This is a genomic window from Microbacterium sp. NPDC058345 (genome assembly GCF_042723855.1).
Taxonomy (GTDB): domain Bacteria; phylum Actinomycetota; class Actinomycetes; order Actinomycetales; family Microbacteriaceae; genus Microbacterium.
This window is the reverse complement of record NZ_JBHXIG010000001.1, coordinates 1,162,937-1,177,538: the sequence shown is the minus strand read 5'-3', so window position 1 is coordinate 1,177,538 and position 14,602 is coordinate 1,162,937. Positions and strand designations below refer to the sequence as shown.

Here is a 14,602-nt window from a genome sequence, read left to right as displayed (position 1 = left end):
GCTCATCCGATCACGACCCTCGGCTGGCGGCGCACTCCGTCGCTGATGCGCAGCAGCAGCGCGACGATGAGCCAGTTCGCGACGAGGGACGAGCCGCCCGCCGCGAGGAACGGCGTGGTGAGGCCGGTGAGCGGGATGACCCGGGTCACGCCGCCGACCATGATGAACACCTGCAGCGCGATCGTGAACGACAGGCCGGTCGCGAACAGCTTCCCGAAGTCGTCCTGCCCGGCCATGCCGATGCGCAGGCCGCGGCTGATGAACACCATGTACAGGCAGAGGATCGCGAACAGTCCGACGATGCCCAGCTCCTCGCCGAGGCTCGGGATGATGTAGTCGCTGTGCGCGAGCGGCGTGATGTACGGACGCCCCTGGCCCCAGCCGGTGCCGATCATCCCGCCGTGGGCGAGCCCGAAGATGCCCTCGACGAGCTGATAGCTGCCGCCCTGCTTCTCGATGATGTCGGGGTTGAACGCGTCGAGCCAGTTCGTGAAGCGGCCGCGCACGTAGGCGAGGATGCGAGTGGCGAAGAAGGCGCCTGCGGCGACGCCGGCGAGGCCGATGAGCACCCAGCTGGTCTTGCCGGTGGCCACGTAGAGCATGGCGACGAACATGCCGAAGATGAGCACGCCGGTGCCCAGATCGCGCTGCGTGACGATGATCAGCAGCGACAGGATCCACACCACGAGCACCGGGCCGAGCTCGCGCATGCGCGGCCAGGTGATGCCGAGGAACTTCTTGCCCACCGAGCTCAGGCTCTCGCGGGTGCGCACCAGATAGCCGGCGAAGAAGATCGCGAGGCAGATCTTCGCCAGCTCACCCGGCTGGAACGAGAACAGCCCGGCGATCGACACCCAGACGTCGGCGTTGGAGCCTCTGGCCTTGAGGAAGGGGATGAACGGCAGGATCAGCAGCACGAGGCCGACCAGACCCGACAGGTAGGTGAATCGGTAGAGCACCCGGTAGTTGCGCAGTGCGATCACCAGGGCGATCGCGCCGGCCACCGAGATCGCCGTCCACGCGAGCTGCTTGGTCGAGAACGCCGCCCAGCCGGTGAGGTCCTTGGCGATGTCGATGCGGTAGATCATCGCGATGCCGAGGCCGGTGAGCAGGGTGGCGATCGGCAGCACGAAGGGATCGGCGTCGGATGCCACCACGCGCAACACTACGTGCAGCGCGAACACCAGTACGGCGAGCACTCCGCCGATCACGAGGATCATCGGGTCGATCGTGCCCAGCGCGCCCAGCTGCACCAGGGTGAGGGATGCGCCGGAGATCGCGCAGGCGAACAGAAGCAGCCAGAACTCCCGGTTGCGCTGCTTCTGCGGCGTCCGGATCTTCCTCAGCGCCTTCATGACGCTGGTGTCTGCGGTGACGGCGGTCATGGTGCGGGGGCTTCCGTCGTGGGCGCCGGGGTCGGCGTCTCGGAGGGGGTGGGCTCGGGATCGACGGGCGGCAGAACGCTGGCGCTCAGCCGCTCGGTGATCGCCTGGGCGTCGGCGAGAGAGCGGGCGTTGATCGTGCGCTCCACGGCGGAGCGCTGGTACGAGGGCAGGTCGGCCAGCAGGATGTCGGTGTCCTGCACCTCGGTCGACAGCGAGATCGGTCCAATGCTCTGCTGCACCCCGCGGTAGATCACCACGCTGTCCTCGTCCGCGCCGACGTAGTAGCGCGTCTGGGTCCAGTTGTAGGCCAGGACACCGCCGCCGGCGAGGGCGAGCAGCGCGATGACCAGCGCGGCCAGCCAGGTGACGCGGCGCCGCCGCGCGCGGCGGCGGTCCTCTTCGATGATCTCCTCGAAGTAGTCGGCATCCGGCTCGAAATGGGTCGGCTCGTTCGCGGCCTGGCGCACCGGATGCAGCCACCCGGTGAGCGACGGACGTGCGGTGGGCACGGGAAGGTCGGACGGGTTCGAGGCCGCGCCGACGATGGTCGCGGTGCCCGACGAGAGCGGATGCGCTCCGCCGACGTCGACCAGCACGACGGTGACGTTGTCGGGAGCGCCGCCGTCGAGCGCCTGCTTGAGCAGGTTGTCGGCCGTGCGCCCCGGGGCGAGGCCGAGCCGCATGGCGCGGGCGATGTGCAGTTCGTCGACCACGCCGGAGAGGCCGTCGGAGCACAGCAGCCAGCGGTCACCGGGCAGGGTGGGCATGACGAACATGTCCAGCTCGGGATCGATGTCCATGTCGCTGAGCACGCGCATGAGCACGGAGCGGCGCGGGTGGTACCGCGCCTCCTCGAGGGTGATCCGGCCGGAGTCCACCAGGCGCTGCACGAAGGTGTGATCCGCGGTGATCTGGGTGAGCGCGTCGTCGCGGAACAGATAGATGCGCGAGTCGCCGATGTGCCCGATGACGGCGTACTCGTCGACCATGACGATGGCGCTGAGCGTCGTGCCGAGGCCCGAGAGCTCGGGGCGCTCCTTCGACGCGCGCACGAGGTCGGATGCCGCAGTGGTGGCCGCCGCCTGCAGGGCGGCCTGCGCGTCGTCGGTGCTGGTGTACGGGTGATCGAGGGCCTGCATCCGATCGACCGCGAGCGTCGAGGCCACGTCTCCGCCGGCGTGCCCGCCCATGCCGTCCGCGACGACGAAGAGGTTCGCCCCGGCGTAGCCGGAGTCCTGGTTATTGGAGCGGACCTTCCCGGTGTGGGAGATCGCGGCGCTCGAGCCCTCGAAGACCATCTCGCGGCGACGCCCTTACGACCGGAGCTCGAACGTCGTGGCGCCGACCTTGATCGGAGTGCCGATGTGCACCTGCACCGGTTTCTCGCTGAGGCGCTCGCCGCCGAGGAACGTGCCGTTGGTCGAGCCGAGGTCTTGGATGAGCCACGTGTCGCCGCGCCTGCTGAGACGGGCGTGGTGGCTGGACGTGTAGTCGTCGCGGATCACGAGACCCGATTCGCTGGAGCGGCCGATGGACATCGGCTCGGCCCCCAGCGGCACCTCGAGACCGGTCTTCGGACCGGAGGTGATGACCAGACGTGTGGCGCCCTTGCCCGCACCGCCCGAGCCGGTGCCCGCCGACGGACGCGGTGCCTGCGGCGCCGGGGATGCGGCGGCTGCCGCCTCGGCGGACATCTTGCGCACGCGCACCCCGAACAGGTCGGCGCGCAGCGAGTACACGACGCCGAAGACGAAGAACCACAGCAGGATCAGGAAGCCGATCCGCAGCAGCAGAAGCACGAGTTCGCTCATCGGATGGACTCCTTGCCGCTGACCGGGATGACGCGGAACACCAGTTCCGTGCGTCCGATGGTGAAGGAGGTGTCGGGCGTCAGCGCCGCCTCGCGGACCTTCTGCCCGTCGACCTTGGTGCCGTTGGTGGAGCCCAGATCGCGCAGCATCCCGCGCTCGCCGTCCCAGAGGATCTCCGCGTGCCGGCGGCTGGAGCCGGCGTCGGAGATGGTGATGTCGGCGTCGCTGCCGCGGCCGATGACCGTGCGGGCGCTGGTGAGCGGATGCCGCCGGCCGTCGACCTCGATGACGCCCTGCCAGGAGACGCTGCTCTCCACCGAGCCGGAGCTGATGCGCACGACGCCGGTGGCGACGCGCTCGTCGGCCTCCATGGCGATGTGCAGCGGGCCCGAGAAGCTGTAGCCCTGCGTGCGGGCATGCGTGGTGAGCAGCGCGAACAGCTCTTCGTGCAGCGCGCGGCCGAGACCCTGCATCCGCTCGTGATCGTCGGGGCTGAGCCGAACCAGGTAGTCGCTGGGGGTGATGATGCGGTCGCGGCTGACGACAGCCGCCTTGGTGTCGGCCTCACGCCGCAGGGCGGAGGCGATCTCGACGGGCTGGATGCCGCTGCGGAAGGTCTTCGCGAACGCGCTGTTCACGGCGCGCTCGAGACCTTTCTCAAAGCTGTCAAGTAGTCCCACGAGGTTCCTCTGGCATGCCGACGGGTAGGGCCATCGTAGCCAGCCCGGCTGAATGTGCGCTTCTGCGGCCCTTCCCGGGTGTCGCGGACGGGGTCGTGGCGGCCCGAGAAACCACATTTCGCATCAGACTTCTGCGCGTGCATGATGTCTCATGCACGAAGGTACGTCTCGCGATTGCGGCCCCGTGACCGGTGCTCGCCGTGTTCGGAGCTCGCCTCATCCCGTGTTAGCCTTGGGAGGTTGAGTTCTTCGGAACGCGGCACTGCGCGAGTGGCGGAATAGGTAGACGCGCTGGCTTCAGGTGCCAGTGCCTGCAAGGGCGTGGGGGTTCAAGTCCCCCCTCGCGCACAGAATGTCGAAGGCCCCGGATCATCCGGGGCCTTCGACGTTTCCAGGCACGGCTCAGGCGCTCGTGCAGCATCCGTCCGTGCAGCCGTCGGGTTCGCGCTCCCCGGTGAGCTGCGACACCGGCGCGGCGCAGCACGCGTCGCCGCGCCACGCCTCGATGCCCTCGCGAACGGCGAAGCCCGCGATCACGAGCGCGGCCAGCGAGTCGGCCCAGGCCCAGCCGAGCAGGCTGTTCAGCACGAGCCCGACCAGCAGGGCGGCCGACAGGTAGCTGCAGATGAGCGTCTGCTTCGAGTCCGCGACAGCCGAGGCAGAACCGAGTTCACGCCCGGTGCGCCGCTCGAACCAGCTCAGGAACGGCATGACCAGCAGGCTCAGGGCGGCCAGCAGGATGCCGACGGGCGAGTGCTCGGGCTCCCGCAGACCGAGGAGCGACAGCACGGCGTCGACGGAGACATAGGCGGCCAGCGCGAAGAACGACAGCGCGATGACGCGCAGTGCCGTCCGCTCGCGGCGTTCGGGATCGGATGCCGAGAACTGCCAGGCTACCGCCGCGGCGGAGAGCACCTCGACGATCGAGTCGAGTCCGAAGCCGATCAGCGCCGCCGACGAGGCCGCCCCGCCCGCGGCGAGGGCCACGACCGCCTCGACGACGTTCCAGCTGATCGTGATGGCGACGACGATGCGGATGCGACGGCGCAGGATCGCGGTCCGCTCCGGTGAGCGCAGAGCGATGGTCATCGGGCGGCCTCCGCGTCGCAGCATCCGGCAACCGCACATGCGGGATCGATGCAGGGTTCGTCCGCGTCGACCGCGAGCGTGACGTCCAGCAGTGCGGTGAGGGCGGCGGCGAGATGCGGGTCGGCGATCTCGTACCGCGTCTGCCGACCCTCCGGCTCGGCGACGACGATGCCGCACCCGCGCAGGCAGGCGAGATGGTTCGACACGTTCGTGCGGGTGAGCCCGAGCTCCTGGGCGAGTCGGCCGGGGTATGCCGGACCCTCCAGCAGCGACAGCAGAATCCGGGAGCGCGTCGCGTCCGACATGGCACGGCCCAGCCGGTTCATCACGTCGACGCGGGTGGCAAGAGTCAGCATTCACTGACTATACAGCGACCGCTGACCTGTCTGAGCTGTGGTCGAGCGGCCACCACAAAGCAGGCCGGGCTTGCCCTCTGTACTACTGTCGTAATACAGTGAGACAACCCCGGATCGACCGGGCCGCGTTCAGAGAGGTTCCCGATGCGCATCGACGATTCCCGCCCGATCTGGGCGCAGCTGGTCGATGAGTTCCGGCGCCGGATCGCCGCCGGGGAATGGATGCCGGGATCGAAGGTCTCCTCGGTGCGCGACCTCGCACTCGAGATGGGCGTGAACCCCAACACCGTGCAGAAGGCCCTCGGCGAGGTCGACCGCCTGGGGCTCACCACCACCGAGCGCACCGCGGGACGCTTCGTCACCGAGGACAGCCGCGCCGTGGCCCGCGATCGCGCGGCGCTCGCCGAATCCACGGCGGACGGCTTCGTCGCCGCCGCCACCGGACTCGGCATGACGCTCGGGGAAGCACAGGACCTGCTCGCCCGGCGGTGGGCGGCACAGGACGCCGACACCACGACCACTCACAGCGAAAGAGAGGATGCCCGATGAGAACCCAGGCTCCGCCGGCCGTCGAGATCACCGGCCTGACCAAGGCCTATCGCGGACGCCCCGCCCTCGACGGACTCGACCTGAGTCTCGCCCCCGGCCAGATCGTCGGCCTGATGGGCGACAACGGATCGGGGAAGACCACGCTGCTGAAGATCCTCGCCGGACTGCTCGCCGACTGGTCGGGCACGGTGCGGGTCAACGGACGCGAACCAGGACCGGAGACGAAGGCGCAGGTGTCCTTCCTTCCCGACGCCTCCTTCCTTCCCGATGCTCACCGGCCCGCCGACTCCGTGGCGCTGTACGCCCGGTTCTTCGCCGACTTCGACGAGGCCAAGGCGCGACGGATGATCGACTTCTTCGGGCTTCCCTGGGACCGCACCCTGAAGGAGATGTCGAAGGGGATGCGCGAGAAGCTGCAGATCTCGCTCGCCATGTCGCGGCGCGCTCGGGTGTACCTGCTCGACGAGCCGATCTCGGGCGTGGATCCGGCATCGCGCGACGTCATCCTCCGCGGCATCCTGTCGAACTTCGAGGAGGACGCGCTCCTGCTCATCTCCACCCATCTCATCCAGGACGTGGAGCAGATCGTCGATTCCGTGCTGTTCCTGCGCGACGGCAGAGTCCTGCTGCACGGCGGCGCCGACGATCTTCGCGCCGAACACGGCGTCAGCCTCGACGCTCTCTTCAGAAAGGTCTACGCAGCATGATCGGCACACTGTTCGCGCAGGAGTATCGCGCGACCCGCAAGAACCTGTTCACCGGTGTCGGCATCGCACTGCTGGTCGCGGTGGGGTCCTTCGCGGTGGCCGCCCTGCGCGTGCCGGTGGTCGGCGACCTGGGGCTCGTCCTCGGCTTCGTCGTCACCGCCGCCATCACCCCGGCGGTACTCGGCATGCTCGTCGAGAACTACTGGCGCACGATGTACGGCCGCGAGGGCTACTTCACCATGACGATCCCGGTTCACGGGCGCACGCTGTTCACCGTCAAGGTGCTGTACGGAATCGTGGCGGCGCTCGTCGGCCTGGTGATCACCGGCCTCGGCCTACTGGGTGGCGTCGTCGCGTTCGCGCTCTCGCAGGGTCGTGCGCCCGGGCAGCTCCTGAGCGAGATCATGACGAGCGTGCAGCCGTGGATGGTGTGGTTCCTCGCCGCGGCCCTGGTGCTGCAGATCGCCTTCCTCGTGATCGTCGGAGCGGCGCTCCTGTCGATCGGTGCCGAGGCGCGCTTCAACCATCTCGGTTTCGGTGCGCCTGTGCTCGGCGCGATCCTCTTCTACGTCGTGATCCAGGTCGTCACTTTCGCGGCGATCCTGCTCATCCCCTTCGGCATCGTGTTCACCGGCCCCGACGCGGGACGCCTCGTTCTCGAGAGCATGCTCGCCGACTTCGTCGAGGCGCTCGGCGCCCCAGCGGGCACCTCCGCCCCGCATGTGCTCGGACTCGGATTCGTCTTCACGAGCATCGCGATCGCCGGACTCATGGCGTGGCGCGGCGGTCGCTCGGTGGAGCGGCACACCTCCCTGCGCTGAGTGAGCACCCCGGCGGATGCGCATCCGCCGGGGGCTCACCCCCCGGCGCGCATGAACTCCTCGGCCGCCCGCACCTGGTCGTCCGAAGGACGGATGCCGGTGTAGAGCACGAACTGCTCGAGCGCCTGCAGGGTCGCCACCTCGGCGCCGCTGATCACGGTCCGCCCCGCCGCGCGAGCGGCGGCGATCAGCGGCGTCTCGGCGGGCAGCGCGACGACGTCGAACACGACGGATGCCGCCTCGATCGCGGCGGCCGGGAAGGACAGCGCATGCTCCTCCGCTCCGCCGGCCATCCCGATCGGCGTCACGTTCACGATCACGTCGGCCGTCGCGTCGCCGAGCGACGCCCGCCAGCCGAAGTCGTACAGCTCGGCCAGCCCGCGTCCGGTCGCCTCGTTGCGCGCGACGAGCGTGACCTTGCGGAACCCCGCGTCGCGGAAGGCCGCGGCTGTCGCCTTCGCCATCCCGCCCGAGCCGCGCAGCAGCACGGTGCTCGCGGGATCGAGTGCGTTGCGCTCGATCAGCTGGGCGATCGCCGAGTAGTCGGTGTTGTACGCGGTCAGCACGCCGTCGTCGTTCACGATGGTGTTGACCGAGTCGATGGCGGATGCCGTGGCGTCCATGCGGTCGACGAGGGCGATGACGTCGTCTTTATAGGGCATCGAGACCGCGCACCCTCGGATGCCGAGACCCCGCACACCGGCGATCGCCTGGGCCAGGTCTCTCGGCGCGAACGCCTTGTAGATCCAGTTCAGCCCGAGTGCCTCGTAGAGGTGGTTGTGGAACCGCGTGCCGTTGTTGCTCGGCCGGGCCGACAGCGAGATGCACAGGGTCATGTCCTTGTTCAGCATGGTCACCGCATCAGGCTACCGAGGCGGCATGGCCGGGCTCACCAGTCGCGGAACAGTCCGGCCAGTGCCGGCACGCCTCCCGCGTCGTGGGCCCGCACCTGACGGTCGGCACCGGTTCCCTCGCTGCGCAGGCGGGCGAGCTGCTCATCGACGTATGCGGCGTCGCCGAGTTCGTCGAGCACCCCACGGATGCCGGCGAGCATCCGCTCCACCGCCCGCCATGCGGGCTCGGTGCTTCCGTCGGGGCGGAACAGGTGCGCCCGCATGCCGTGCCTGGCCGCGAGCCACATCGAGGCGTCGAGCTCCCCGTCCTGCGGGACGCTCTCCGGCAGGTCCGAGGCGCACACGATGGCGCGGGTCAGCGCGGTGATCAGCAGCGTGTCCTGCACTCGCAGTTGAGCGTCGGCGACACGGACCTCGACCGTCTCGTATCGCTCCGACAGTCGGACGGCCCACGACACCGAGGAGCGAGACGGAAGCAGTCCGATCCCCATCAGCCGATTGAGCGCGTCATGATAATCCTCGGCGTCGTGGAAGGCGGGTGGGCACCACGAGGCCGGAAGCCGGCGGATCATGATGCTGCGCCAGCTCGCGAACCCCGAGTGCCTGCCCTGGGCGAAGGGTGAGTTCACGCTGAGCGCCAGCAGCACGGGCAGCCATTCGCGCACCCGTCGCATCGCCCGGACGCGCTCCTCATCGCCCACGACGTGCACGTGGACGTGCAGTCCGTTCACGACGTGCTCCAGAGACAGCCGACCGAACAGCTCGGCGACCTCGTCGTAGTGCGGGGTCGCCATCACCTGCGCCGCGCCCGCGAGCGCGTACGGCGCGCCGGTTGAGGCGATGAGACCGCCCCCGGGTGCGCAGTCAGCCAGCATCCCGCGCATTCCGGAGAGCTGCTCTCCGGCTTCGGCGAGCGTTCCCAACGGCGCCGTGGCGCTCTCGATCTGACTGGTCAGGAACTCGGAGGTCAGCCGGCCACCGCCGGGGAACGCGCCGAGAACCTGCGAATGCAGTTCGGATGCCGAGACCGGGACGAGCGCGTGGGCGTCGACCAGCACGAACTCCTCTTCGATTCCGAAGCGCGTGGTGAGCGGCATCCGGGCTCCTTCCCGTCGCGCCGGCGGCGCGGGTGTCGCTGCTCTGACGAGAGCGCGCCGCCGGCCCGTGAAGGCCGGCGGCGTGCTCAGGGTGCGGCGAGATCATCCGTGGACGGTCAGCGCCGCGACGATCGTCACTTGTCGTCGTCGAAGGCGTCCTTCACGTCGTCGCCGAGCTTCTTGGTCTCGGCCTTGGCCTGGTCGAGCTTGCCCTCGGCCTGCAGGCTCTCGTTGTCGGTCGCATCGCCGACACCCTCTTTGGCCTTGCCGACCATCTTCTCGACGTTGTGCTTGGCGTCATCCATTGCGCCCATGTCACTCCCTTCGTCGGGGACGACCGCGGGGTCATCCGGGGAAGGCCAGCGTGGCATCCGCCGTGTTCGCGGGCCACGGGATTGACATCTCCGCCTGGAGCGCGCTAAGCCGTGGGAGGCGACCGTGGAGGGCTCAGCGCATTGCTCGCACCGGATACCACCGGCCGACAGCACGCGGTCGGAGGGGGACGTCGCCTCGCTGTGCTTTCGTCCCCGCTCCGACCTGCGTTTCCCCTGTGAACCTCTCCCCTGGAATCGCTGGTCCGTGGACTCGCTCATCCCCTCTTCTAGGGTGGAAGGTGCATGCATGGGGGATCGATCGTATGTGCTGACCCCCAGTCAGCGTGGGCCTCCCCAGTGGCCCGACGATCCACGCATGCGCATGGCCCTCTGTTTAGTTCAGTCCCCACTGCGTTTGACGAGAGGGCCGTTCTCATCATCGCACCGATTCGCCGATTTGTCCCCCAAATGGGGGACAAATTTTTCGAGACGCATGTATGCTGATCTCGACGCACCCTCCGGTCGTCTTCGGCCCTCACCGCTCCCCCCGCGGTGGGGGCCACCTTTTTGCCCGGCCGGCCGTGCCACGATCGGATGCGGAGCCGCAAGGCACTCATGCAACATTTGGGTCACCATCTGCACAGGCCTATTGCCCTCCGGCCGCTCTGGGATAGCGTTAGCGGCAGTCGGTGCGTCCTGCGTCGGCGTAGCAATCAGCAGAACGGCAGTAAATGAGCACCCAGGGCACGGTCAAGTGGTTCAACTCGGAGAAGGGCTTCGGCTTCATCTCCCCCGATGACGGAGGCGCCGACGTGTTCGCGCATTACTCCGCGATCCAGTCTTCCGGCTACCGCTCGCTCGACGAGAACCAGCGCGTCGAGTTCGATGTGGCGCAGGGCCCCAAGGGCCTGCAGGCTGAGAACATCCGCCCTCTCTGAGGCGGAAGGGAGAGCCCCGTCGGAGACTGCCAACGCAGAACCGGCGGGGTTCTCTGCACCCGGTCCGCGGCCGGCCTCGTGCCGGGCGCGCCCGGCGTGCGCCGTGCTGCCTGCAGAACGGCGGGACGGTGGAGCGGCACGACGGCGTGATCAGCCCAGCAGCAGCGATTGCAGCGCGGCGGCGTCGGCGGCCCGGAAGTCGGCTCCGGACGCTTCGTCCGGGTCGCCGAAACCCCACTCGGCGAAGATGACCGGGATGCCGTAGGCGGCGGCGCCGTCGATGTCGTGATGCCGGTCGCCGATCAGAACCGGCCGCGAGGTGTCGGCGCCGGCGGCGCCGAGGCGTTCGAGCGCGCGGCCGATGACGAACGCCTTGCCGTCGGTCATGCCGGCGGTTCCGGTGCGCGCCCCCGAGATGGCGGTGAAGCCGTCGATCAGACCGTAGTGCTCCAGGATCGCGCGCACCTGGTTCTCGGGTTTCGTGCTCGCCGTCGACTGCGGGATGCCGGCGGTCTGCACGGCGCGCAGCACCTCGGGCACGCCCGGGTAGATCGCGACGGAGGCGGCATAGCCGTCCGCGGCGGCGAGGGCGCGATAGCGGGCGACCGCATCCTCCGCCTGCGCGGCATCCATCCCCGCGCGCTGCTGGAACGACTCGAACATCGGCGGTCCGATCCACAGTGCGAGCTCTTCGGCATCCGGCTCGCCCAGACCGTACGACGCGAACACCTGACGCAACCGCGGAAGGATGCCGGCCGAGGCGTCGGCGATCGTGCCGTCGACGTCCCACAGGACGCACGTGTAGGGCGAGAGGGGCATGGGACCAGCCTAAGCGGCGACCGGTCGGCGGCCCGTTCGGCGACCGGTCAGAAGAGCCGGGGGATACCGGACTCGATGCCCTTCATGTGCTCGTAGTCGAGCACGAGGCACCGGATGCCGCGGTCCTCGGCGAGCACCCGCGCCTGCGGCTTGATCTCCTGCGCGGCGAACACTCCGCGCACGGGGGCGAGGTGCGGGTCGCGACCCAGCAGCTCGAGATAGCGGGTGAGCTGCTCGACGCCGTCGATGTCGCCGCGGCGCTTCACCTCGACGGCGATGGCGGCGCCGGCGGCATCCCGCACCATGAGGTCGACGGGGCCGATCGCGGTGGGGTACTCGCGGCGCACCAGGGTCGCGCCCTCGGTGATCAGGTCGACCTGCTCGGCGAGCAGACGCTGCAGGTCGGCCTCCACGCCGTCCTTCTGCAGGCCGGGGTCGGTGCCGAGTTCGTGGTTCGAGTCGTGGATGATCTCGAAGATCTGCACGCGCAGGGCGTCGCCGGTCTTCTTGTGCGTGACCCGCCACACCTCGACGACCCCGGCGCTGGACTCCTCCTCGCCCGGCGTCTCGCTGGCGAGCGAACACGGCGGACTCATCCAGTTCAGCGGCTTGTAGCTGCCGCCGTCGGAGTGCACGAGCAGGCTGCCGTCGCCCTTGTGCACCAGCAGGCGCGTGGCCAGGGGCAGGTGGGCGTTGAGGCGACCGGTGTAGTCGACGGAGCAGCGGGCGATGACGAGACGCACCCGACGAGCCTACTTCTTCGCGCCGCCGACCGGTTCCTCGATGCGCAGCGGGCGCGCGGCGCCGGAGAACAGGCCGGACGCGATCACGAGGGCGACGAGGATGAACAGCGTGTTCAGCAGTCCGATGTGGGTGCTGATCATGCCGAGCACCGGGGGGCCGCCGAGGAAGGCTACGTATCCGATCGTCGCGGCGGCGCTCACCCGAGCGGCGGCCTTCGCCGGGTCGTCCGCGGCGGCCGACATGCCGATCGGGAACCCGAGCGATGCACCGATGCCCCACAGGGCGGCGCCGATCAGCACCAGCGGAAGCGTCGGCGCGAGGATGAAGAGCAGGATGCCGGCCGCGGCCGCGACCGCGAGGACGCGAAGCACGAGCACGCGCCCGAACCGGTCGACGACCGGCCCGCCGAACAGCCGCACCACGGTCATGCCGACGGAGAACACGGCCAGCGCGACGGCACCCATGCCGGCCGGTGCGCCGTGTCCCTCCTCGGCGCCGAGGGCGATCCAATCGTTCGCGCCGCCCTCGGCGAACGACATGCCGAGCATGACCACGCCGAGCATGTAGGTGCGCGGTTCGCGCCAGGCCTCCAAGGCGACGTGCATCCGCTCGCGCCAGCGCGGCTTCTCGTGATCAGCCGGGTCGAGGGCGGCCTCCCGGACCGGCACCTGGAAGAAGCACGTCACCGCCATCACCGCGATCACCGCACCCATGATCGCGGTATGCGTTCCCACCGAGAGGCCGACACCGCCGGCGAGGGCGCCGATACCGGCGCCGATCACGGTGCCGAAGCTGAAGAACGCGTGGAACACCGGCAGGATCGTCTTACCCATCTGCTGCTCGATGGCGGTCGCCTCGACGTTCATCATCACGTCGACGCTGCCGTTGCCGAATCCGAACAGCACCATGCCGATCAGCACCACCGGAACGGAGCCGAGCACGCTCGAGCCGAGGCCGACCAGCGCGATGCCGGCCGCGAAAGCCAGCATCGTCATCAGCATCCCGCGGCGTGCGCCGGTGCGTGCCATCACCGCCGGGCCCGTGGAGATGCCGATGATCGAGGCGATGCCCATGCCGAGCAGGATCAGCCCGACCTGCGCATTGTCGAGCGCGAGGTCGTCCTTGATGCCCGGCACACGGGACGCCCAGGTCGAGATCGACAGACCGCTCGCGAGGAAGATGGCGAAGATCGCCGTGCGCCAGCGCACGAACTGCGAGCGGGTGAGGGCGGTGTCCATCCGGCAATGATATCGAATCGATTCGATTGCGCACAGCCGCAGCGGGTTATCCTCGGAGGATGAGCAGCAGCGCACGCCGGGCGACCATCGCCGACGTCGCTCGGGCGGCCGGAGTGTCGACGTCCACGGCGTCGGTCGTCTTCAGCGGCAAGGTGAACGTCGTGGATGCCACGCGACAGAAGGTGCTGGCCGCCGCCGCCGAGCTGGGCTACGCCGGCCCCGACCCGCGCGCCGCCTCTCTGCGTCTCGGTCGCAGCGGCATCGTCGGCGTCGTCCTCGGGGGAGAGCTGCGGCACGCGTTCCTCGACCCGGTGACGACCGTCATGATGGACGGACTCAGCGACGCGCTCGCCGAGGTGAGCACCGGCCTGCTGCTGCTGCGCGACGACCCGCGACCCGGCGAGGCGCCGGCCATCGCGGACGCCCCGGTCGACGCGGTGGTGCTCATCGGATGCACGCCGAGCGTGCGATCGTCGCTCGAGATCGTGCAGCGGCGCGGGCTTCCCGTCGTCGTGATCGAGGGCGACGCCGGCGAGGGCGTTCCCCAGATCACCCTGGACAACCGCGACGCGAGCGCGGCGATCGCCAGGCATCTGTCCCAGCTCGGGCATGTGCGGGTGGCGACGGTGACGCTGGCGCCCGACGTCGGGCGGGAGCGCGGTCCGCTGACACCGGCACGGCTGGCGACGGCCACGGTCGATGTGACGCTCGACCGACTCGCCGGGTTCCGCGAGGTGTATCCCGATGCTCCTGCCGTCGCCGCGGCGGGAAGCCTGATCGACGAAGGGATGATCGCCGCCCGGGCGCTGCTGACGGATGCCGACGGGGCGCTGCGCGCCGACCGGCCCACGGCGATCGTCGCGCAGAGCGACCTACTCGCGGTCGGCGCGATCCACGCGGCGGAGGAACTCGGCCTGCGTGTTCCCGAGGACCTCTCCGTCGTCGGTTTCGACGGCATCGCCGCGGACGGCCTCGGCTCGCAGCAGCTGACCACCATCGTGCAGCCCGCGGTCGAGAAGGGCCGGGCCGCGGGGGAGCAGGTCACCCGGATGCTGGCGGGGGAGACGGGGGAGTCGGTGCACTTCGAGTGCACGTTCCGGGAGGGCGAGACGACCGCCCCGCCGCGCTGACGACCGTTCGAGGACGACCGCCTCCGCTTGCGGCCGGTAGACTGAGGAGGAACCCGCCCGCCGCGCCGAA

17 protein-coding genes and 1 tRNA gene are annotated in these 14,602 nt (G+C 69.5%); 6 read left to right on the top strand and 12 right to left on the bottom strand.

Annotation, left to right across the window (positions count from 1 at the left end; all coding sequences use genetic code 11):
* Window positions 1-2: 2 nt before the first annotated feature.
* The 4 genes from ACFWH5_RS05500 to ACFWH5_RS05485 are packed head-to-tail and all read right to left on the bottom strand — an operon-like array spanning window position 3 to window position 3,876.
* Window positions 3-1,385 (bottom strand): FtsW/RodA/SpoVE family cell cycle protein, encoded by a 1,383-nt coding sequence (locus ACFWH5_RS05500; protein WP_378832652.1) that lies wholly within the window; start codon window positions 1,383-1,385, stop codon window positions 3-5.
* A complete protein-coding gene (locus ACFWH5_RS05495) occupies window positions 1,382-2,683 on the bottom strand; it encodes a PP2C family protein-serine/threonine phosphatase (protein WP_378832651.1) in 1,302 nt (433 codons plus the stop codon). The genes ACFWH5_RS05500 and ACFWH5_RS05495 overlap by 4 nt, the downstream gene beginning before the upstream one ends.
* A gap of 15 nt (window positions 2,684-2,698) precedes the next feature.
* Window positions 2,699-3,196: an FHA domain-containing protein gene (locus tag ACFWH5_RS05490; RefSeq protein WP_378832648.1), complete on the bottom strand. Its 498-nt coding sequence runs from the start codon at window positions 3,194-3,196 to the stop codon at window positions 2,699-2,701.
* Window positions 3,193-3,876, bottom strand: coding sequence for an FhaA domain-containing protein (locus ACFWH5_RS05485; protein WP_378832647.1), 684 nt, complete (start codon window positions 3,874-3,876; stop codon window positions 3,193-3,195). Before ACFWH5_RS05485 ends, ACFWH5_RS05490 begins: the two co-directional genes overlap by 4 nt.
* Before the next feature lie 264 nt (window positions 3,877-4,140).
* Between ACFWH5_RS05485 and ACFWH5_RS05480 the strand changes: the two genes are divergently transcribed.
* A tRNA-Leu gene (locus ACFWH5_RS05480) sits at window positions 4,141-4,224 on the top strand.
* A gap of 54 nt (window positions 4,225-4,278) precedes the next feature.
* Here ACFWH5_RS05480 and ACFWH5_RS05475 read toward each other — a convergent pair.
* Window positions 4,279-4,965, bottom strand: a complete 687-nt coding sequence (locus ACFWH5_RS05475) for a cation diffusion facilitator family transporter (protein ID WP_378832645.1) — start codon at window positions 4,963-4,965, stop codon at window positions 4,279-4,281.
* Window positions 4,962-5,321 (bottom strand): ArsR/SmtB family transcription factor, encoded by a 360-nt coding sequence (locus ACFWH5_RS05470; protein ID WP_378832643.1) that lies wholly within the window; start codon window positions 5,319-5,321, stop codon window positions 4,962-4,964. Before ACFWH5_RS05470 ends, ACFWH5_RS05475 begins: the two co-directional genes overlap by 4 nt.
* Window positions 5,322-5,465: 144 nt before the next feature.
* Between ACFWH5_RS05470 and ACFWH5_RS05465 the strand changes: the two genes are divergently transcribed.
* From ACFWH5_RS05465 to ACFWH5_RS05455, 3 genes are read left to right on the top strand one after another with little or no spacing between them, the layout of a single operon-like run.
* Window positions 5,466-5,870 (top strand): GntR family transcriptional regulator, encoded by a 405-nt coding sequence (locus ACFWH5_RS05465; protein ID WP_378832640.1) that lies wholly within the window; start codon window positions 5,466-5,468, stop codon window positions 5,868-5,870.
* Window positions 5,867-6,577 (top strand): ABC transporter ATP-binding protein, encoded by a 711-nt coding sequence (locus tag ACFWH5_RS05460; protein WP_378832638.1) that lies wholly within the window; start codon window positions 5,867-5,869, stop codon window positions 6,575-6,577. The genes ACFWH5_RS05465 and ACFWH5_RS05460 overlap by 4 nt, the downstream gene beginning before the upstream one ends.
* Complete coding sequence (locus ACFWH5_RS05455; protein WP_378832637.1) at window positions 6,574-7,398, top strand: hypothetical protein; 825 nt, start codon at window positions 6,574-6,576, stop codon at window positions 7,396-7,398. The genes ACFWH5_RS05460 and ACFWH5_RS05455 overlap by 4 nt, the downstream gene beginning before the upstream one ends.
* A gap of 35 nt (window positions 7,399-7,433) precedes the next feature.
* Here the strand turns inward: ACFWH5_RS05455 and ACFWH5_RS05450 are convergent, their stop codons facing one another.
* From ACFWH5_RS05450 to ACFWH5_RS05440, 3 genes are all read right to left on the bottom strand, one after another.
* Window positions 7,434-8,255, bottom strand: a complete 822-nt coding sequence (locus ACFWH5_RS05450) for a shikimate 5-dehydrogenase (RefSeq protein ID WP_378832635.1) — start codon at window positions 8,253-8,255, stop codon at window positions 7,434-7,436.
* 32 nt (window positions 8,256-8,287) lie between these two features.
* Window positions 8,288-9,349, bottom strand: coding sequence for a YbdK family carboxylate-amine ligase (locus ACFWH5_RS05445; RefSeq protein ID WP_378832634.1), 1,062 nt, complete (start codon window positions 9,347-9,349; stop codon window positions 8,288-8,290).
* Between the two features lie 134 nt (window positions 9,350-9,483).
* Window positions 9,484-9,663 carry a CsbD family protein gene (locus tag ACFWH5_RS05440; protein ID WP_378832632.1) on the bottom strand — a complete coding sequence of 60 codons (180 nt, stop codon included), beginning with the start codon at window positions 9,661-9,663 and terminating at the stop codon, window positions 9,484-9,486.
* Window positions 9,664-10,394: 731 nt separating this feature from the next.
* On the opposite strand from ACFWH5_RS05440, the gene ACFWH5_RS05435 reads away from it, so the two are divergent.
* Window positions 10,395-10,601, top strand: coding sequence for a cold-shock protein (locus ACFWH5_RS05435; RefSeq protein ID WP_136034351.1), 207 nt, complete (start codon window positions 10,395-10,397; stop codon window positions 10,599-10,601).
* A gap of 150 nt (window positions 10,602-10,751) precedes the next feature.
* Here the strand turns inward: ACFWH5_RS05435 and ACFWH5_RS05430 are convergent, their stop codons facing one another.
* The 3 genes from ACFWH5_RS05430 to ACFWH5_RS05420 are packed head-to-tail and all read right to left on the bottom strand — an operon-like array spanning window position 10,752 to window position 13,402.
* Entirely contained in the window at window positions 10,752-11,420 is a 669-nt protein-coding gene (locus ACFWH5_RS05430; protein ID WP_378832629.1) for an HAD hydrolase-like protein, read from the bottom strand.
* A gap of 47 nt (window positions 11,421-11,467) precedes the next feature.
* Entirely contained in the window at window positions 11,468-12,163 is a 696-nt protein-coding gene (gene nucS, locus ACFWH5_RS05425; protein WP_378832627.1) for an endonuclease NucS, read from the bottom strand.
* Window positions 12,164-12,172: 9 nt separating this feature from the next.
* Window positions 12,173-13,402, bottom strand: a complete 1,230-nt coding sequence (locus tag ACFWH5_RS05420; protein WP_378832625.1) for an MFS transporter — start codon at window positions 13,400-13,402, stop codon at window positions 12,173-12,175.
* A gap of 59 nt (window positions 13,403-13,461) precedes the next feature.
* On the opposite strand from ACFWH5_RS05420, the gene ACFWH5_RS05415 reads away from it, so the two are divergent.
* Window positions 13,462-14,532: a LacI family DNA-binding transcriptional regulator gene (locus tag ACFWH5_RS05415; protein WP_378832624.1), complete on the top strand. Its 1,071-nt coding sequence runs from the start codon at window positions 13,462-13,464 to the stop codon at window positions 14,530-14,532.
* Window positions 14,533-14,602 lie beyond the last annotated feature (70 nt).

Bases quoted from the DNA above. Each gene is read 5' to 3' on its own strand.
- ACFWH5_RS05500 (WP_378832652.1), bottom strand. From the start codon at position 1,385: ATGACCGCCGTCACCGCAGACACCAGCGTCATGAAGGCGCTGAGGAAG.
- ACFWH5_RS05495 (WP_378832651.1), bottom strand. From the start codon at position 2,683: ATGGTCTTCGAGGGCTCGAGCGCCGCGATCTCCCACACCGGGAAGGTC.
- ACFWH5_RS05490 (WP_378832648.1), bottom strand. From the start codon at position 3,196: ATGAGCGAACTCGTGCTTCTGCTGCTGCGGATCGGCTTCCTGATCCTG.
- ACFWH5_RS05475 (WP_378832645.1), bottom strand. From the start codon at position 4,965: ATGACCATCGCTCTGCGCTCACCGGAGCGGACCGCGATCCTGCGCCGT.
- ACFWH5_RS05470 (WP_378832643.1), bottom strand. From the start codon at position 5,321: ATGCTGACTCTTGCCACCCGCGTCGACGTGATGAACCGGCTGGGCCGT.
- ACFWH5_RS05465 (WP_378832640.1), top strand. From the start codon at position 5,466: ATGCGCATCGACGATTCCCGCCCGATCTGGGCGCAGCTGGTCGATGAG.
- ACFWH5_RS05460 (WP_378832638.1), top strand. From the start codon at position 5,867: ATGAGAACCCAGGCTCCGCCGGCCGTCGAGATCACCGGCCTGACCAAG.
- ACFWH5_RS05455 (WP_378832637.1), top strand. From the start codon at position 6,574: ATGATCGGCACACTGTTCGCGCAGGAGTATCGCGCGACCCGCAAGAAC.
- ACFWH5_RS05445 (WP_378832634.1), bottom strand. From the start codon at position 9,349: ATGCCGCTCACCACGCGCTTCGGAATCGAAGAGGAGTTCGTGCTGGTC.
- ACFWH5_RS05440 (WP_378832632.1), bottom strand. From the start codon at position 9,663: ATGGGCGCAATGGATGACGCCAAGCACAACGTCGAGAAGATGGTCGGC.
- ACFWH5_RS05435 (WP_136034351.1), top strand. From the start codon at position 10,395: ATGAGCACCCAGGGCACGGTCAAGTGGTTCAACTCGGAGAAGGGCTTC.
- ACFWH5_RS05430 (WP_378832629.1), bottom strand. From the start codon at position 11,420: ATGCCCCTCTCGCCCTACACGTGCGTCCTGTGGGACGTCGACGGCACG.
- ACFWH5_RS05420 (WP_378832625.1), bottom strand. From the start codon at position 13,402: ATGGACACCGCCCTCACCCGCTCGCAGTTCGTGCGCTGGCGCACGGCG.
- ACFWH5_RS05415 (WP_378832624.1), top strand. From the start codon at position 13,462: ATGAGCAGCAGCGCACGCCGGGCGACCATCGCCGACGTCGCTCGGGCG.